Annotated in this window: 14 protein-coding genes; 2 read left to right on the top strand and 12 right to left on the bottom strand. The window is 54.7% G+C overall.

The features are described 5' to 3' along the window. Positions 1-33 precede the first annotated feature (33 nt). From H7U12_RS09810 to H7U12_RS09760, 11 genes are all read right to left on the bottom strand, one after another. Positions 34-651: a hypothetical protein gene (locus H7U12_RS09810; RefSeq protein ID WP_186636747.1), complete on the bottom strand. Its 618-nt coding sequence runs from the start codon at positions 649-651 to the stop codon at positions 34-36. 200 nt (positions 652-851) lie between these two features. After that, positions 852-1,979: a CgeB family protein gene (locus H7U12_RS09805; RefSeq protein ID WP_186636743.1), complete on the bottom strand. Its 1,128-nt coding sequence runs from the start codon at positions 1,977-1,979 to the stop codon at positions 852-854. 301 nt (positions 1,980-2,280) lie between these two features. Beyond that, positions 2,281-3,408 (bottom strand): CgeB family protein, encoded by a 1,128-nt coding sequence (locus tag H7U12_RS09800; RefSeq protein ID WP_186636740.1) that lies wholly within the window; start codon positions 3,406-3,408, stop codon positions 2,281-2,283. Continuing rightward, on the bottom strand, positions 3,398-4,537 hold the full coding sequence (locus H7U12_RS09795; protein WP_186636737.1) for a CgeB family protein: 1,140 nt from the start codon (positions 4,535-4,537) through the stop codon (positions 3,398-3,400). Before H7U12_RS09795 ends, H7U12_RS09800 begins: the two co-directional genes overlap by 11 nt. Before the next feature lie 168 nt (positions 4,538-4,705). After that, positions 4,706-5,830, bottom strand: coding sequence for a glycosyltransferase (locus H7U12_RS09790; RefSeq protein WP_241749278.1), 1,125 nt, complete (start codon positions 5,828-5,830; stop codon positions 4,706-4,708). Beyond that, positions 5,820-6,866, bottom strand: coding sequence for a Gfo/Idh/MocA family protein (locus H7U12_RS09785; protein WP_186636734.1), 1,047 nt, complete (start codon positions 6,864-6,866; stop codon positions 5,820-5,822). Before H7U12_RS09785 ends, H7U12_RS09790 begins: the two co-directional genes overlap by 11 nt. A 258-nt stretch (positions 6,867-7,124) precedes the next feature. Further along, positions 7,125-8,129, bottom strand: a complete 1,005-nt coding sequence (locus H7U12_RS09780; RefSeq protein ID WP_206683906.1) for an MDR/zinc-dependent alcohol dehydrogenase-like family protein — start codon at positions 8,127-8,129, stop codon at positions 7,125-7,127. A gap of 9 nt (positions 8,130-8,138) precedes the next feature. Beyond that, a complete protein-coding gene (locus tag H7U12_RS09775; RefSeq protein ID WP_186636731.1) occupies positions 8,139-10,202 on the bottom strand; it encodes an SDR family NAD(P)-dependent oxidoreductase in 2,064 nt (687 codons plus the stop codon). Positions 10,203-10,247: 45 nt separating this feature from the next. Next, a complete protein-coding gene (locus H7U12_RS09770; RefSeq protein ID WP_186636728.1) occupies positions 10,248-11,366 on the bottom strand; it encodes an NAD-dependent epimerase/dehydratase family protein in 1,119 nt (372 codons plus the stop codon). 27 nt (positions 11,367-11,393) lie between these two features. Beyond that, positions 11,394-12,107 carry an SDR family oxidoreductase gene (locus tag H7U12_RS09765; RefSeq protein ID WP_186636726.1) on the bottom strand — a complete coding sequence of 238 codons (714 nt, stop codon included), beginning with the start codon at positions 12,105-12,107 and terminating at the stop codon, positions 11,394-11,396. A gap of 593 nt (positions 12,108-12,700) precedes the next feature. Further along, complete coding sequence (locus H7U12_RS09760; protein WP_186636724.1) at positions 12,701-14,011, bottom strand: hemolysin family protein; 1,311 nt, start codon at positions 14,009-14,011, stop codon at positions 12,701-12,703. Between the two features lie 217 nt (positions 14,012-14,228). Here H7U12_RS09760 and H7U12_RS09755 point away from each other — a divergent pair, with 217 nt between their 5' ends. Next, positions 14,229-16,454 (top strand): protein-disulfide reductase DsbD family protein, encoded by a 2,226-nt coding sequence (locus H7U12_RS09755; protein ID WP_186636723.1) that lies wholly within the window; start codon positions 14,229-14,231, stop codon positions 16,452-16,454. An 82-nt stretch (positions 16,455-16,536) separates the two neighbouring features. Here H7U12_RS09755 and H7U12_RS09750 read toward each other — a convergent pair whose 3' ends face one another. Continuing rightward, a complete protein-coding gene (locus H7U12_RS09750; protein WP_186636722.1) occupies positions 16,537-17,067 on the bottom strand; it encodes a DUF4385 domain-containing protein in 531 nt (176 codons plus the stop codon). Between the two features lie 78 nt (positions 17,068-17,145). Between H7U12_RS09750 and H7U12_RS09745 the strand changes: the two genes are divergently transcribed. After that, on the top strand, positions 17,146-17,715 hold the full coding sequence (locus H7U12_RS09745) for a hypothetical protein (protein ID WP_186636720.1): 570 nt from the start codon (positions 17,146-17,148) through the stop codon (positions 17,713-17,715). The last annotated feature ends 75 nt before the right edge of the window (positions 17,716-17,790 follow it).

The following is a 17,790-nucleotide window of genomic DNA, read 5'->3' as shown; positions in this document are numbered from 1 at the left end:
TATTATGAATTATGCATTAATTTACAACAAGACCTAATTAATTACACTTTCTAAAGAATCCATTTCTGCTATCAATTTTCCTGTAACAATAATTTTTTTACCTCCGACTTTACTTATCCTCGTACTGATAAAGTCAGTATCTAAGATATTGTTTTGACTGGATCTTCTTCCGCTAACAACATAGATGTCTACTCTAAAGTCTTTTTCAGATATAGAATCAAAAATTGCTTTAGGGTAAGTTAAATTCTTAAATACAGCCGTTCTAGAGGTTCGGAGTTCCATCTTTGCATTTGCAACCTCAATCCAGCCAAGATGACGATAGTAGTCTGAGGATTTATCTTTAGGAATTCCAGCGAAGTCAGCACCTACAATTATAGTTTCATTTTCACTTTTGAGTTTGGTCTCGGCTGCCTCGCTTAATCTTACTTCCACTTCAAATTTTGGGATTAGTTTCAAATCTTTGCTCGAATTTGAACTCAAGCTGCTCTTGGTATCTAAGGAGTCACTTTTGAGCATATTCTTGGTAGAATCAGTTGCTGCAAGAACAATTTGTTTTTGTTCTGCATTGATAGCTGTGGCTTTTTCATCTTGTTTATGATTGCATGAATACACGGTTGTTGTAGCTAAAAGCAGCAATATCATATATCTCATAAGCCTTAGTTTGATTAATTGATTTTATGTTTTGCTGTTTACCACAGAATTGAGTTAGGTAAAGCTTAGTTAGGAATAAGATAAGTGTGTATACAAGAAAAACTTTTCACCTGTTTATTGATGTGCTTCTCTTAAACCATTTTCGGCCTGCTTTTCTCAAAACAGGCCGAAAACGACATTCACGTGAATGGAAGTAAAATCTAATTTCCCAACTTTATTTCTTCTTCCCCACTCATAACTCTGGACTCATAACGCAGGACTTCCAGAACGTAGCTTTCCAGTTCCTGGGCGCGGTGGGCGGCGGTGTGGTGGGCCAGTACTTTCTGACGGGCGCGTTCGCCAATGGCCAGGCGTTCGGCTTCGGGTAAGTCAATCAGGAAATTCAGGGTGTCTTCGGCGGAGTAGGAGACCAGAATCTCTTTGTTGAATTCAAACAGTTCCTCTAGCCCGTCCCAGTAATCGGAGATGATGGGCGTACCGCAGGCGGCGGCTTCGAAGAGGCGCACGCTGGGCGAGTAGCCGGCTTTAATCATGTCGGCGCGGGTGATGTTCTGGGTGAAGCGCTGCTGGTTGTAGAATTTCCGGTGCTCGGCGGGTGGCAGGTGGTGGACGTACTCACAGTTCTCCGGCCACTGAATGGTCTCGGGGTACTGCGGACCGGCCACCACAAAGCTGCCCAGCGGCCACTCGCGGGCGGCATCCAGCATCAATTTCTCCAGCGGCGGCTGACGGTCATCGGAGTAAGTGCCCAGGTAGCCTAGGTCCCACACTTTCTCTTCGCCGGGCTCGGGGAAGTACAGCTCTGGGTCAAACGAGCAGTACAGCGGTCGCGCCATAGGCGACCCGAACTCTTTCTCCAGTTTCTCCAGCGTAGGGCCACCGGTGAACGATAAGTACATATCATACTGCGGGATGAGGCGCGGGTGTAGGTACTCGTAGTCCTCGCGGGCCAGTTTCGCCAGGGTCACCGGCGTGTCGATGTCATAGAAGCCGGTCACGCCATGTGCCGTCTGGATGGCCCATTCGCCCACGGCCACGCCCTCGGGCACGTAGGAGCCCACCAGCACGAAATCCGCGTTTTGCACCTGTTCGGTGAAACGGGCCTGTAAATCCTCCAGAGATTGGTACAGCTCGGTTTGGCAGTACTCCGGATTAGGTAAGTCACGGTTAGAGGCATACCACGGCACGTCGCGCTCCAGGAACAGGATGTGGTGGCCCCGGTTGCGCAACTCGCGCACCAAACCTCTAAACGTGGTGGCGTGCCCATTGCCCCAGCTGGAGGTAATAGACAAACCCAGGATGACGATGTTCAAGGATTTTTGACTCATATTTTTAGACACAAGTATCAGGTATCAAGACTTTTTCGCTGGCGCGAGCCTCCGGCTCGTGTCCGCACGTATGGTAGGTCCCTCTTTTTGTCATCCTGAAAGGATCTTGTGAGCGAGCGGTAGTAACATATATTCAAGGCTTTTCTAGTTCGCCCGTAAGATCTTTCCAAGATGACAGGAGTGTGTGCAACTGTTTTTTTCTGGAATGCGTGCGGACACGAGCGGGACGCTCGCGCCAGCGGCTCAGACATGTTCCGTTTTAGGGCTATTTTCTGAAAAACAGCCCCAGAACGGAAATCCATTAAGACACCAAAGCGTCTGCCGAGGAAGGGGCGGCCGTAGTGGTGCGTGGGGTGGTCAGGAGCAGCTGCTCTAGTTCATCGGCACGGTGGCCATAGGTGTGCTGGGCCAGTACTTTCTGGTACGCGGCTTCGCCGATGGCTTTGGCACGTTCCGGAGTCAGGTTCTGTAACTGCTCGGCCACTTCGGCACCGTCTTTGGCTACTAAGATTTCAGTCTCCGGCTCGAAGAAGAAGTCGATGCCTTCCCAGTAATCGGTGATGATGCAGGCGCCGGCGCCGGCGGCTTCAAACACGCGGGTAGCTGGGGAAAATCCGTAGCGGGCCATGCTCTCGCGGCTAATGTTCAACACCGCTTTAGGCGTGCAGTTGAAGGCGTTGTGCTCCTTGGTGTACACGTGCCCGATGTAGTTCACGTTCGCAGACATGGGTTTATCGCCCCAACCGCTGCCGCCAATGATGAACTGCTGCTCGGGTAATTTGGCGGCTACGTCCAGGAAGAACTGCTCTACGCGTGCCTCGCGGTCTGGTAGGCGGTTGCCCAGGAAAGCCAAGTCACAGGCGAAACGCTCTTCCGGCTCCACCGGATAGTGGGTGGCGGTGTCCAGCGCGTTGTAGATGGGCACGCATTTTTTGGCGCCCAATTTGGCGTACGCGTTGATGACCGGGTCGCCGCCGCCGTAGGTCAGAATCAAGTCATATTGCGGAACGTGGGCTCTAAACGGATCGGCGGGGTCATTTTCTACCCGGTCCAGGGTGGCGGGCGCGTCTACGTCCCAGAAAATCACGAGGCAATTCTGGCTTTGTAGTTTCAGTACTTCGGCTTCCAGCAGCTCGTCAAAAACGCCCACGCCGCTGGCTTTTACTACCACATCGGCCGAGGCCGCGTCTTCCAGCATCTGGTACACGGCTTCCTCGGTGGCCGGATACACCACTACTTTGGCGTACTCGGCGTCCGGAATGTCGCGGTTTTCCTGACGTTGGTAGGCATCGGGTTCATAGAAGGTCACCTGGTGGCCGCGGTCATGCAAGGCCCGCACGATGCCGCGGTAGTAGGTGGCGGCACCGTTCCAGTACGCTGATACTAAACTTGAGCCGAAGAAGGCGATGTTGAGCTTTTTATTCTGCATGGGTCACAGGAGATTTTGAGGATGGATAGATTTTTTCGGGCGCGATGCCCAGTTCTTCGCAGATTTCCTCCAGCTCGTTCACGCGGTGGGAGCAAGAGTGTCGGCGGTTGATGGTGCGCAGGCCATCGGCCACCATGTCTTGGGTGCGCCGAGTGTCTTGCAACACGCTTTGGAGGTGTTTTTTCATTTCTTCGCCGTTTCTGGCTACCAGGAAATCTTCACCCGGCGTGAACAGGTTTTCGGCATCTTCCCAGGGCGCGGTGATGAGCGGAATACCGCAGGCCAGCGCCTCAAACGGACGGATGGTAGGAATACCCGGTAATGCCTCTACGTACGGACGGCGCGGCACGTGTACCGTCACTTTGTATTTGGCGAACACCTCAGGCGCTTTGTAGTTGGGCAGCCACTCACCGTATTCAATGCCAGCTTCGGCCAGAGATTTGATGGCATGGTCTGGGTAGCGCACCCCGTAGACTTTGGCTTTCAGGCCGAGTTCTTTCACCGGGTTCAGCAGGAATTCGTGCAGCTCAGCGGTGCGTTCCTCGTCGCCCCAGTTGCCAATCCAGACCAAATCACCTTCCTTCTCGGTAGCGGTGCGCGGATAGAAAATACGGGTATCGGCGGCTTCGTGCCAGGTCCAGGCTTTCTTGGTCCAGCCCTCGTTCAGGTACAGTTCTTTGATGACATTCCCGAAGGCCAACACGCCATCATAGTGGCTGAGGTCATACGCGGCCATGCTCTCGCGCTCGGTCACAGCCCGGTGGTGGGTGTCATGGAACAGCAGGCGGTAGTTGTTTTTGCTGCGATGCTCGCCCACCAGGCGCACTAGGTCATGGTCGTTCCATTCGTGCACCAACACCAAATCGGCACCGGCCAGCACCTCGTCTAAGTTGAGCGTGTCCAGTTCGTAGAAGTTGGTGTCCAGGCCAGGGTAGTATTGGTGCAGCTCCTCAATTTTCTCCTCGCCGTACTGCGAGATGAGGTTGCTGAGGCTCCAGCCGTCTTTGGGTTCGTAAACCTGCACGTCATGGCCGCGGCTCTTGAGTTCCTGCACAATGCCGCGCAGGAAGTGGGCGTTGCCGTGGTTCCAGTCGGAGAGCAGGGAGTGGTAGAATAATACCAGTTTCATAGTTTTTAGTTAGATGCTAGTAGTTGGGTACTAGTATTTTGGTTTTGTTTGTAGGGGCAATCCCTTGTGGTTGCCCGTTCACGTTTGCACCGCATTAGGGCAACCACAAGGGATTGCCCCTACATTTTCTATCTGGTCCAAGTCACAGACTTGAACCAGATAGAAAATTTATAAGGTCTCCACCTCATCAGGCGCTCTGTCCTTGACGCGGTTGGGTAGGGTGGCATAGGCTTGCAGATATTCCTGGGCCATGAGCGTGGTGGTGTAATCCTGGGCTTTTTTCACGGCCCGGCAGGCCATGATGTTGCGCAGGAATTCATCGTCAATGAACTTCTGGAGAATGGTGGCTAAGCCTTCCGCGTCGTTGGTGTCTACGTACTCGGCGGAGGTTCCCCAGATTTCTTTGAGGCTATTGATTTTGCCCAGCACCAGGGCGCAGCCCGAAAAAGCGGCTTCCAGAATAGACAACCCGAAGGGCTCATACTTGGCGGGCAGCACGTACAACGAGGCGCGGGAAAGCCAGTCGGCTACTTCGCGCTGGGAGAGTTTGCCCAGGAAATGCACGTTCTTGAACAGCTTGCTGTCGCCGGTGGCCGGATGCACGGCATCACCCGCAATGTAAATGGGCCAGTCCACGCTGTCGGCTACCTGGGTGAGCAGGGCGATGTTCTTGGCTTCGTCCCACACGCGGCCCATGCTGAAGATGAACGGCTCTTTGCGCCCGAAGCGGAAGGCATGCGGATCACGGCCGTTGTTTATGACCTGTTTTTGGGAAAACTGCCCGTAAACGGCTTCGGCCTCGTCCAGCATGGCCTGGGTAGGGGCCACCACTACATCGGCCGCTTGCAGGCCATCGCGGACGCGTTCATAATAATAGTGTCTGTCTGCCGGCGCGTTCTCGCCTTTCATGGCGCGCCACCAGGTCTGCACACAGGAGTGGATGACCATGAGCACCGGTTTGTTCCAGGGCAGATGGCCGTGGCAGAAGTTGTTCAGGTGGATGAGGTCTGGGTTGAGCTGTTCGTTCAGTTCCAGGAGCCACTCGCCGGCCTGGTCTACCTCGGTCCAGGGATTGTCCATCCATTCCAGTTGGTATTCACTTTCATAGACGGTCACGTTGGTGAGGACCGCCAGTTCCTGCCGTTGCTGCAGGGTGATGGCTGCGCCCATGGTGGCCAGGTAAAAGTGCACGTTATGGGGGGCCAACGCGCGGATGAGCTCCAGACTGTACGTCCAGACGCCGCCCACGCTGTCGGTGGTCATGAGCACGCGCCGATGCGGTTTATCTATCATAAATTCTGTCTAGTACTTCTGCTACTTTCACAAACTGCTCGGCTTCTTCGCTGAACTTCTCGCCGTTGGCCACGCGTTGCGCCCACTCCACGCCGGCGCGTCCGCCCCAGGCATCGGGAGGGGAAACCAGCGTCTCGGTTTGGGTGCCCCAGAAGCGCTCGGCCACGAAGTCATAGAAAGAGCCGTTCACGTTTTTGAAGGCCACCCCGCCTTTGGTGCCGTAGAACGTGGCGCTGATGACGGCTTCCTGCCCGGCGGGCAAGTTCCAGGAGCAGCTCAACTGCACGTGCGGACCGGTTGCCAATTGGATGCTGGCAGTGGCGTAATCCTCGACGGTATCATCTGCGGAGGTCAGGCGTTTGCCTTTGGTGAACAGGCTGCTGGTCACCTTTTCCACCTCGGGGAAATCTAAGGTCCAGAGGGCTAAATCCACTAAGTGCACGCCCAGGTCAATCACGCAGCCGCCGCCGGAAAGCTTCGGGTCATAGAACCACGGCTTGTCAGGGCCATAGGCATTGTGGAACACCAGTTCCACGCCGTAGATGTCGCCCAGTTCGCCAGATTTCACCAGATCATACACTTTGCGCATGGCCACGGTGCTGCGGTAGGAGAGGTCTACGCCCAACAGCGTATCGGCTTTGCGCGCCGCTTCCACCACGCGTCTGGTTTCCTCGGCAAATCGGCCCAAAGGCTTCTGGCAGAAAACAGCTTTGCCGCTCTCTAAGGCCTGAATGGATTGATCGGCGTGGAAAGCGCTAGGGGTGGCAATGACTACGCCGTCTATTTCTTCAGTCAATAAATCATTGATGCTGTCGCCCACTTTGGCGTTGGGAGCCGTTTTCTGGGCTTCTTCTACGTTTTGCGGCACCGGGTCCACCACGGCGGTGACTTCGCCCAGGCCGGAGTTGGCGATGGCTTCCATGCGGTTGCGGCCAATCCAGCCGATGCCCAGGAAACCGAGTTTAAGCGTATCTGTGGAAGCCGAAGTGGGGGCCGCGGCTTCTTTGTTTGATTCTAGTAAAGTATTTTCAGCCATAGGTTGAAAGGGTCTGTTTGGTTAAGCTTCTTTGTAGAAGCATGTTTTGGCCCTGCTTTTCTGAAAACAGGGCCAAAATTGGTTTGTTATTGTTTGTCCCCCTTTGAAGGGGGGGAGGGGGATGTTTACTCGTGCTGAGCAACTTTCCCAATTTCAATTTTTAAGCCATTACTAGAGGCCGGTTTTGCTTAGAACTTGAGCGGCTTTGTCATCCCCCTACCCCCTTCAAAGGGGGACGGAATGCGTGCCATTCAAATCCTACATCGTCACAATCGCCTTCATGAACCCTTCTGGTCGGTCTGTTAAGGCGGCGAACGCTTCTTCCATGTTTTCCAGCGGGAAGGTGTGGGTGTAGAGCATCTCGGGTTTCAGGCGGCCGCTTTCCACGGCTTCTACCGCTTCTTGGATACCGTCTAAGTACATCTGCGGATCACGTTCGTGGGCATTGATCACATCCAGGCCGCGCCAGTTCCAGAGCTGGATGTTCACCTGGCGCATGCCGTCCTGGTGGAAACCGGCAATGATCAATCTGCCACGCTCTTGGCACAACTCACCGGACAGGTTCAGAGGCCATTCTTTGCCGGTGCACTCAATCACGCGGTCGCAGAAAACCTCGCCGGTGAGTTCTTTCACGCGCTCGATGATCTTGAAGTGGTCATCCATCGGGATGATTTCATCGGCACCGCACTGCTGCGCGATGTCCAAAGAGAACGGACGCTGGGAAATGGCAATAACCCTGGCGCCCGCCTCTTTGGCTAATTGTACCAACAAAGCCCCCAGAAACCCGATGCCCAAAATGGCGACGGTCTGTCCGGCTTTGATATCGGAACGTTTGAAGATGTTCATGGCGCAGCCCAATGGCTCGCCGGGGAACGGTTTGCCCGCCAGTGACTCCGGTAACTTCACCACCGAAGTGGCCTCAGCTACGTCATAGGCAGCATAGGAATTATAGGAAAGAGCGGCCACGCGGTCGCCTACTTTCAGGTCTTTTACCTCAGAACCCACGGCATCAATGATGCCCCAGCCTTCGTGGCCGGGATTCCCCGACGGGATAGGGTAGGTGAACCACTCGCGGCCTTCCCACACGGGAATGTTGGAGGCGCACAGTCCGCAGCCTTCCAGCTTAATGCGCACTTGCGTGGCATTTGGTTCGGGCAGCGCCACTTCCTGGATTTCTACTTGTTTAGGAGCGGTAATCACCGCCGCAGCCATGGTGGAGGCAGCGGCGGTGTCAAGGGTTTCTTGGAATAGATCGGTTTGCATGATAGGGTATTAGGCTACTGCTACGTTATCGGTTTCTTGTTCAACAGCTACGGGCGCCTTGAGAGAGACCTCAATGCCTCTGGTCTCGCACAGCCATTGATAGAGTTTGGCTACACCTTCCTGCACGCTGTTTTTAGGGTACCAGCCGGTGGCCTCGTGGAACTTGCGGATGTCAGACACATAATAGTGTTGATCACCGGGGCGCCAGTCACCGAAGCTCAGGTTCACTTTCTTGCCGCGGTAGGTGCCAATCAAATCCAGCAACTCCAGCAAGCTGGTGGTGTTCTTCACGCCGCCGCCAATGTTGAAAGCCTGACCAGACAGGTCCTGCATGTTCTCTTGGGCCAGCAGGAAAGCGTCCACTAAATCCTCTACGAAGAGAATGTCGCGTACCTGCTTGCCATCGCCGTAGATGCTGATGGCTTTGTTCTCGATGGCCCGGATGGCGAAGTGCGCTACCCAGCCCTGGTCTTCGTTGCCGTATTGGTGCGGGCCGTAGATGCAGCTCATCCTAAACACCACGGCCGGGATGCCATAGGTACGGGCGTAATCGACCACGTACTGATCGGCGGCACCTTTGGAGCAGCCATAGGGGCTATGGAAGTCCAGCGGACGGGCCTCAGAAATGCCGTTGGCCTTGATATTCTTGTCTGACGGGTTGTAGCGGGTTTCATTGGAGATGAAGCGCAGATCCTCCAGGCCGCCGTACACTTTGTTCGTAGACGTGAATACCAATGGAGGAGGAGTTTTCTGTGCCCGGATGGCTTCCAGCACGTTCACCACGCCCCGGGCGTTGATTTCAAAGTCCTGAATGGGTCCAGTGAGTGAAGTGGTCACCGCTACCTGTGCGGCAAAGTGGTACACCTCATTGGCGTATCTCATGACGCGTTTTACGGCTTGCAAATCACGGATGTCTCCTACGTAGACTTCCAGCTTGTCGCCGTAGTTCTGGTGCAGCCACTGGAGGTTGCGCTCTACCCCGGTGCGGGAAAGGTTATCGAAAATCAGGACGCGTTTGCCTTGCTCCAGCAGGCGCTTGGCTAAGTTGGTGCCCACGAATCCGGCCCCGCCGGTTACCACGGAGTAGCGCTCCTGGTCTGTGAAATCGGTTTTGCGGCGGATGAAGGAGAACTTGTCCAGCCCGTCTAAGCCGTTTTCGGCCCATAATCTGTAAAGAAGCTTGGGAGAGCCATCGGTTTGCTTCAGCCCGAAGAAGTATTCGCGGTCATCCACGTGAAACCCGCCTACGGTGTCGCGGTCCTGATCCAGGTCGTGCAGGCTGTACCAGTATACTTTGTTTACCGGGGCTTTGCAGACGTTACGGAACTCCTGGAACTGCTTGAACTCGTCGTGCTGCCAGGTAGAGAAACCGGCTTCGGTGATCCAGAGCTCGGCTTTGGAGTTGTTGCGGTTCAGTACCTCGCGCACTTTGGCGATGTTGGTTTCCCAGCCTTCCCATTGCTGGTCAAAGACATCGGGGAACCCGTGAATGCCCACCGCGTCAATGTACTGCATCACGCCGCGGTCAAACATGAGTTGCAGCCAGTTGGGGTCAATGGGGCTCATGCCGCCCAGCACGGTTTTCTTGCCGCGTTGTTTGGCCCAATGCGCCGCGCCGCCCACCATCTCCGCGAATTTAAACCAGTTCTGGTCTAAGGTGTAGTCATATTCTACTTTGTTGTTGGGCTCGTTCCAGAGCTCCACCCACTCAAAATGCGCGCCCAGGTCGGTGATGATCACGTCCAGGAAATCGGCGTACGCCTTGAGGTCTCGGGGCGGCGAAGAGGTTTTAGAAGCTACGCCCAAAGAGGGCGGCGTGTAGAGAAAGCAAGGCAGTACCTGCACTTGCTTGGCCAGCGTGGGGATGAGCCAGCTGTACCACTCCTTGCCTTGGGGGGTGTAATAGTCGGCCCAGGAGATGCCGGTGCGCAGTTCCGTGACGCCTAACTCCTTGAGCTCCGCGAGCACTTTCTCCACGCGGGCATGCTCACCAGGCTGGAACCATTCTACCAAGCCGATGGTGGGGGCGGCGAGGGGAGTATGTGAAGGTTGAGATTTTGCGGTTTTAGTCATAGCGTTTTTAAGCTTCTTTTGGAAAAACAGGCCGGTAACGCAGGGTTACACGGTCAAGCCACGGGCGGCTAACTCGGCGCTCGCCTCATTGACGCGGTCGTAGGCAATCTGTCCTTCCAGCCAGTCGGCTAGTTCTGCTAAACCGCTGTTGAATTCTACCTGCGGGTAGAAACCTAACACGTTTTGCGCCAGGCTGATGTCGGCGTAGCAATGGCGGATGTCGCCCACACGGTACTTGCCGGTGATCTCCGGCATGAGGTCTTGCTTGCCCATGACTTCGGCCAGACGCTCGCCAATTTCCTTGATGGTGTAGTTGTTGCCGCTACCCACGTTGAAGACCTGCCCATTGGCTTCTTCTTTCTCCATGGCCAGGCGGCAGGCCAACGCCACGTCGCGCACGTGCACGAAATCACGTTGCTGGTTTCCGTCCTCGAAGATCATAGGCGCGTTGTTGTTCAGGAAGCGCGAGGCGAAGATAGCCAGCACGCCGGTGTACGGGTTGGAAAGCGCCTGCCGCGTGCCGTACACGTTGAAGAAGCGCATGGCCACCGTTGGGATGTTATAGGCGCGGCCCACCATGAGGCAAAGGCGCTCCTGGTCATATTTAGACAGCGCGTACACCGAGGACAGGCACGGGATCTTGGACTCTGGTGTAGCCACGGGCGTCAGCACATCGCCTTTTTCGCCTTTCAGTTCCCAGTCACCGGCCTTCAGCTGCTCCAGGCCCCGCTCGGCGGCAATCACCTTTTCACCGGTGGAAGAGGTATACATTCCTTCGCCGTAGATGCTCATGCTGGAAGCCACCACCAGTTTGCTCACCGGTTTCTCAATGAGGCACTCCAGCAGAACGGCCGTCCCGATGTTGTTCACATCAGTATATTCTTTGATCTCGTACATGCTCTGGCCCACGCCCACCATGGCGGCGAAGTGGAACACCGCGTCTACACCCTCCAGGGCTTTGAGCACGGCGGCTTTGTCGCGCACGTCACCTACCTGCAGCTCTACGGCCGGGTTCAGGTATTCTGGGCGTTCGCAGTCTTTGCCGTGTACCTGCTCAGAAAGGTTATCTAAGGCGCGTACCTCATATCCGAAATTGATCAGCTCATCTGCCAGGTGCGACCCAATGAAGCCGGCACCGCCTGTAATCAAGACTTTCTTTTTCATGTTGTCAGTGGGTGTTTTTATAGGGGGTTAAAAGGGTTGGGGAGTAGGGCGTACCGTAAGGTGGTTCAACGAGACATGGCGCGGTTGCTCTAAAGCAAACAGCACCGTCTGGGCCACCTCCTCCGGGCTTAAAGCTCCGTACCCGATGGATTCTACTGTGTTATAGCCGGAAATGGTGTTCTCAAAAAAGCTGGTCTGGGTGACACCCGGCGCTACCGTGAGCACGCGCAGGGTGGGTAAGGTTTCCTGCCGAAGGGTCTCTGCCAGAATGTTGAGAGCGCTTTTGCTGGCGGCGTACACCCCACCGTACGGATAAGGCTGGCCCGCCGAAACGGAGCTGATGATGACCACGTCACCGGCGCCTTTCTCCAGCATGCCGGGCGTGAACGCCCGGATGAGCCGCAGCGCGCCCATGATGTTCAGGTCCAGCACGGCCTGCCATTTGTCAGGATCGCCCTCAGTGAGTTTCTCGTGGATGCCCTGCCCGGCGCAGCACACCAGAATATCTGGTTGGCCGTATGTTTCCGAAATGTGGGCGTAAAACGCGGTAATGTCGTCGGGTTTGGTGACGTTGCAGGGGAAATACGCTATCTTAGAACCTTCTTCTGCCGGGATGATATCTGCCACGATGACCTGCGCGCCCGCTGCCGCCAGCTTTTCCGCGATGGCTTTCCCAATTCCAGACGCTCCGCCACTTACCACTGCTACCGGCGCCTGAATAGGGGAGGAGGTTAGAACCATAGAAGAAGATGCTGATGAATTAATATATAGCTTTTTTGCTTTTTTAACTAGTGAAAAGAACGTGCAAAAGCACTTTTGGGTTATAGCTACAAAGCTTTCTTAGTATTTATACGGACGGTTTGTGAGTAGAAACTGCAAATAGTCACTAGCCGTCTCAGCTTGCTCCGGTTGTCTCTTTAGGTGGTGTCTATCAGGAAATAAGGAAAGTTACTTCTGGTTAACCATCAGGTTTTCTGCTGATTGGTTAGAAGTAAGCAGGGGCTGGCAGGCGTTGTGCGAGAATAGTGGGATAGAAAAACTCTCCCAGAGCGGTGCAGCCAAGTTATCGGAGCAAAGTGGGAGCGAAGCAACTGAAGCGATGAAGCATCTGAACTGGTCTTCCACTTTCAGGCTCCCAATCGTTGGATTTCTGTTCTGAGAGGATTTTTACAAAACTGGCCCTAAAACGGAAAAGCATCACCTTCTTATTCGGGGCTGCCGAAAGGCTGGAATAGAAATGGCAGGGCAAAAAAATACCTCCCGGTCCATGGCCGGGAGGTAGGTATATAAGTCCGTTTCAAGGCTGTTTTCTGAAAAGAAGCCCTAAAACGAGATTACAGGATATCGTCGCGTTTGTCTTCGGTGACGGTGAGCAGGACTGATTCCACGTTGCGTTCGGTTTTCTCCAGGATCTTGAATTCGTAGACGCCGTGCACCACGGTTTCGCCAATTTCAGGGATGCGGCCGTAGATCATGTTCAGGTAACCGCCCACGGTTTCGTAGTCCTCGCCCTCGGGGAGCGGGTAGGGCAGGTCATCGTTCGCGTCCAGAATAGAGGCCGAGGTGTCTACCTTGAACTCGAAGTCGTTCAGTTTCTCCACCAGCGGTACTTCCTCATCATACTCGTCCTGGATCTCGCCCACCAATTCCTCAATAATGTCCTCGATGGTGACAATGCCCGAGGTACCGCCAAATTCGTCTGAGACCACGGCAATGTGCATGCGGTTGCGCTGGAAGTCTTTGAGCAAACGGCTGATTTTCTTGGTTTCCGGCACAAAGTAGGCCTGGCGCATGAGTTTCTCCAGGTTCACCTGCTCGCCGGCGCGCAGCACCACCAGCAGATCCTTCACATAGAGAATGCCCACAATGTTGTCAATGGTCTCGCGGTAGATGGGCATGCGGGTGTAGCCTTCGTTGAAAACCACCTCAAAGATTTCCTGCTCGGTAGAGTCCAGGTCCAGAGCCACCAGTTTGGTGCGAGGCACCATGATCTGCTTGACCATGCGCTCGTTGAACTCAAAGACGTTTTCAATCAGCTCCTGCTGGCTGCCGCCAATCTCGCCGCTTTCGGCACTTTGCTCAAAAAGCAGGCGCAACTCCTCGGCGGTGTGCACCTCAGAGCCGTGCATAGGCGTGATGCCCACGCGCTTCAGGATAAAGTTAGAGAAGCCGTTCAGTACCCAGATGAAAGGAAGTAGCACGTAATACACAATCCGTAGCGGAATGGCTACGGCCAAAGTCGTGGCCTCGGGCCGTTGGATGGCCAGCGATTTTGGGGCCAGTTCCCCGAAAACGATGTGTAAAACGGTGATCACCGCAAAGGAGATGGGCAAGGCAATCTTATGGGCCAGCACCGGGTCTGGGGCGGCACCAAAGGCGTGCATGATCTCAATGATAATCTCGGAAACGACGCCTTCGCCAATCCAACCCAAGCCCAGCGAGGCCAGGGTGATGCCCAATTGGGTGGCGGAAAGATAGGCATCCAGGTGCCCGATCATGTGGTAGGCGATCTTGGCCAGCTGGTTGCCGGCCTGGGCCCGAAGCTCAATTTGTGAGGCCCGTACTTTTACCAGGGCGAACTCGGCGGCCACAAAAAAACCATTCAGTGCTACTAGCAGAACGGTAAGAAATATATTCAGGATCATAGTTGTAGGCGGCCCTTTAGGGGTATAAAAGGGTCACTTGCATCAAATTTAAAGGTTTATTGGCACTATCAAAGTGTTGGGGTTCGTTTCCTGTACGTGAACCGCGCCAGAAAGTAAGGTTCTCTCCTGGTTAATCAGCGGGGTTTGTGCTGGTATGTTCGGGTTTACGGGGGATTTGTAGTAATTTGCCCTTCTTTATTCAGAAGCTAAAAAACAAATGAAAATAGTTTGGCAACGCGGTGGCGGCTTACTGCTCACCTTGTTCTTTTTCATCCTGTCGGCGCAGGCCCAGGTACTCAAGCCTTCCACGTGGAGCCATGACGTATCGGCGGCCGAGGTGAAGGTAGGCGAGGAGGTGGAGCTCATCTTCAACGCAAAGATCATCCCGGAGTGGTACCTCTACTCCTCAGACTTTGACCCGGATTTGGGGCCCATTGTCACCACCTTCACTTTCCAGAAACACCCGTCGTACGCGTTGGTGGGCAAGATCAAGCCTGTGAACCCCAAGAAGAAGTTTGACCAGACCTGGGGCGGCGAATACACTTATTTCGTGAAAACGGCCCAGTTTCGGCAACGGATCAAAGTGCTGCAACCCACGCTGGTGGTGAAAGGAAGCTATGAGTACCAGGTGTGCTCTGAGGTGAACGGCCAGTGTATTCCCGGCGAGGGCGATTTCAACTTCACCCAGATCAAGGTGCTGCCCGGCGCGGCCCCGTCCAATACGCCAGAACCAGCCGCCGGAACCAACAACGGCGGAACAACCCCCGCGCCTGATGCGCCCGCGCCCGGCGTAAGCGCCACCGGCCCGGCCGGAACTGCCATTGCGCCGGCAACGCCCAGTACAACCTCGACTGCTGCCGATACATCGCTTCTAACTCCAGATATGCCCGTGACGGCCTTCCCGGAGGCTACTGACAGTGGCACCGTGCTTGCGCCTGAACCTGAGGCGCAGCCTGCGTTGGCGGGTGTTTCCTCTATTTCGGCGGGTGTGGCGCCCATCGGGCTTTGGGAGTTCATGCTGGGGGCCTTTTTGTCTGGTCTCATCGCGCTGCTGACGCCCTGCGTGTTCCCCATGATTCCCATGACGGTTACCTTCTTCACCGGGGGCAGTGCCAACCGGGCCAAGGGCATCCTCAAGGCGCTGGTGTACGGCTTGTCCATCATCGCGTTTTACACCCTCATCGGGACGTTGGTGGCCAAACTGGCGGGCCCCGAGGTGGCGAACTTCCTGAGTACGCACTGGTTTCCCAACCTGCTGTTCTTTGTGGTGTTTCTGCTGTTTGCCATGTCTTTTCTGGGCATGTTTGAGATCACGCTGCCGCACTGGCTCGTGAACAAAGCCGATGCCCAGGCCGACAAAGGCGGTTATTACGGGGTGTTCTTCATGGCGATCACGCTGGTATTGGTGTCGTTCTCCTGCACCGGCCCCATTGTGGGTTCGCTGTTGGTGATGTCAGCGGGCGGTGAGACCCTGAAGCCGATCTCGGGCATGTTTGCGTACTCCATGGCCTTTGCGCTGCCGTTTACCTTGTTCGCCATTTTTCCCAACTGGCTGGGTTCCCTGCCTAAGTCCGGCGGATGGCTTAATTCGGTGAAGGTGTGTCTGGGGTTCATTGAGTTGGCCCTGGCCCTCAAGTTTCTGAGCATCGCGGATCAGGTGTACCACTGGCGCCTGCTGGACCGCGAGATTTACCTGGCACTCTGGATTGTGATTTTCTCCCTGATGGGCGTGTACCTGCTGGGCAAACTCAAGTTCTCGCATGACTCAGACCTGCCTTATTTGAGCGTGCCGCGCCTGTTGTTCGCGGTGGCTACTTTTGCGTTTGTGGTGTACATGATACCGGGCATGTTTGGCGCGCCCCTGAAAGCTTTAGCCGGATATTTGCCCCCTCAGGCCACGCAGGATTTTGATATGTCGGCTGGCGTGGCTTCCACTGGAACTACTGCCAACACTATCTGCGAAACCCCTAAGTACGCCGATTTCCTCACCCTGCCGCATAATCTGCAAGGCTACTTTGACCTGGAGCAGGCCAAGAAATGCGCCCAGGAGCAAGGCAAACCCATTTTCGTGGATTTCACCGGCCACGGTTGCGTCAACTGCCGCGAGATGGAAGCCAACGTGTGGTCAGACCCCGAGGTGCTGAAACGCCTGCGCGAAAATTTCGTGATTGTGGCTTTGTACGTAGACGATAAAAGCGAACTGCCACAGAGCGAGTGGTACACCAGCACCTACGACCAGAAACAGAAAACCACCCTGGGTAAAAAATACGCCGATTACCAGATCACCAAGTTCAACGTGAACGCCCAGCCGTATTACGTGCTCATGGACGCCAACGAGAACCAGCTGGTTCAGCCCATCGCCTATGAGCCAAATGTGCAGAACTTCATTCAGTTCCTGGATGCTGGCGTAGCGGCCCACAAAGCAAAAATGGCCGTTCAGTAAACGACGGTTCATGATAAGAAAGCCTCGGTTCTGCCGGGGCTTTTTTGTTTTAGGCCTGTTTCCTGAAAACAGGCCCAAAAAGCTACTGCTCGTAATATTGATTTCTGAACGCCTGTTTCTGCCGAAGGTACTCGGGGTGGTCTTTGGCTCTGAACCAGTAGCCTTTGAAAATGGCGGCCGCCTGGGCTTTCTCGTTCGTGAGGGCATCGGCCTCCTGCGGAAGGATGGGGTTGCCTTTATTTGCGCTTCCCGAAGAGTAAGGATAGGGTAATCCTTCGTTTTTTGCTTCTGGGGAGTCCTGGTATTTCTTTCCGCCTTTGTGATTAGCGTACCGGCGCGCGCGGGTGAAGCCCATCTGCAGGAATTTCCGGGCCATGTCGGCACCCACAAAGTCTTGTTGGTTCAGGTATTCCTCAAACAACCCGTAAATCTTTTCAGCCGATGCCTGCGCCACCTTCACATTTTTGAATCTCCAATGGGGCAGGAGTTCGCTTTTGTAGGGTTCCACCAGCAAGACGCCCTGCTCGCCCACGCCCACGCGGTACAGCTCCGGGTGTTGCCTGAAATCAGTGGTTTTAAAATCGAGGGAATAGTTAAAGCCGTTTTTTGCCATGCTTGTCTCTACGGAGCCTAAGAAAGAACCTAATCTTTCCTAGCTTGCGTATGGGAGGTTTTACAACCCTTTACTACTATGAAAAGAGCAAATCAGTTTTCTATACGCCAAGCGCTGCTTCCATTGGTGATGGTGGCTTTCCTGGTGACTTCTTGTGATACCACGCCCCGCCAGCGCGAAGAAGCCGTTGCCAGTGAACTGGAGAAACTGGATGAAAAAGCCAATGCCGCCGCGGCCAAGACCAAGGATGAGCTGAAAGGAGCGCAAAGAGCCCTGGCCAAGCAACGGGCCGAACGGAAGCAGCGCGAGGCCCGTGGTCCGGTAGCCGGGAAACAGGCCCAGATGGAAAAGGAACTGCTGGGAAACTATCGCACCTTATCCCAAGTGCCTGCCGACAGCCTGCGCGATGCCTTCGTGTATTTCCTACAACAAGTGCGAGACCGCAAAGAAGTCTGGACCACCGAGGATTGGGACTACGCCAATGCCGTCTACAAACGCCTGAACGAGCGGGAGAGAGCCCTGCACGATGACATCATTCTTCGGCACGCCACCAAAATAAAAGCCCTGCAGGCTGAATACGTGGCCTTGGAGAACAAAGCCGATCTGAAAGATTACCAGCGGATCAAAAAAGAACAGGCGGGGCAGTAGTAATGTGCTAATTTTCTAATGTGCTGATGTGCTAATGTGAGGATGGGGAGATTGGGTAATTTGAAGATGAGTGCC

Source organism: Rufibacter sediminis (assembly GCF_014269285.1).
GTDB classification, from domain to species: Bacteria; Bacteroidota; Bacteroidia; order Cytophagales; family Hymenobacteraceae; genus Nibribacter; species Nibribacter sediminis.
The sequence above is the reverse complement of the archived record's forward strand: the minus strand, read 5'-3'. Positions and strand labels throughout refer to the sequence as shown.

Bases quoted from the DNA above. Each gene is read 5' to 3' on its own strand.
- H7U12_RS09745 (WP_186636720.1), top strand. From the start codon at position 17,146: ATGAAAAGAGCAAATCAGTTTTCTATACGCCAAGCGCTGCTTCCATTG.
- H7U12_RS09795 (WP_186636737.1), bottom strand. From the start codon at position 4,537: ATGAAACTGGTATTATTCTACCACTCCCTGCTCTCCGACTGGAACCAC.
- H7U12_RS09810 (WP_186636747.1), bottom strand. From the start codon at position 651: ATGAGATATATGATATTGCTGCTTTTAGCTACAACAACCGTGTATTCA.
- H7U12_RS09765 (WP_186636726.1), bottom strand. From the start codon at position 12,107: ATGGTTCTAACCTCCTCCCCTATTCAGGCGCCGGTAGCAGTGGTAAGT.
- H7U12_RS09805 (WP_186636743.1), bottom strand. From the start codon at position 1,979: ATGAGTCAAAAATCCTTGAACATCGTCATCCTGGGTTTGTCTATTACC.
- H7U12_RS09780 (WP_206683906.1), bottom strand. From the start codon at position 8,129: ATGCAAACCGATCTATTCCAAGAAACCCTTGACACCGCCGCTGCCTCC.
- H7U12_RS09790 (WP_241749278.1), bottom strand. From the start codon at position 5,830: ATGATAGATAAACCGCATCGGCGCGTGCTCATGACCACCGACAGCGTG.
- H7U12_RS09785 (WP_186636734.1), bottom strand. From the start codon at position 6,866: ATGGCTGAAAATACTTTACTAGAATCAAACAAAGAAGCCGCGGCCCCC.
- H7U12_RS09770 (WP_186636728.1), bottom strand. From the start codon at position 11,366: ATGAAAAAGAAAGTCTTGATTACAGGCGGTGCCGGCTTCATTGGGTCG.
- H7U12_RS09760 (WP_186636724.1), bottom strand. From the start codon at position 14,011: ATGATCCTGAATATATTTCTTACCGTTCTGCTAGTAGCACTGAATGGT.
- H7U12_RS09775 (WP_186636731.1), bottom strand. From the start codon at position 10,202: ATGACTAAAACCGCAAAATCTCAACCTTCACATACTCCCCTCGCCGCC.
- H7U12_RS09755 (WP_186636723.1), top strand. From the start codon at position 14,229: ATGAAAATAGTTTGGCAACGCGGTGGCGGCTTACTGCTCACCTTGTTC.
- H7U12_RS09800 (WP_186636740.1), bottom strand. From the start codon at position 3,408: ATGCAGAATAAAAAGCTCAACATCGCCTTCTTCGGCTCAAGTTTAGTA.
- H7U12_RS09750 (WP_186636722.1), bottom strand. From the start codon at position 17,067: ATGGCAAAAAACGGCTTTAACTATTCCCTCGATTTTAAAACCACTGAT.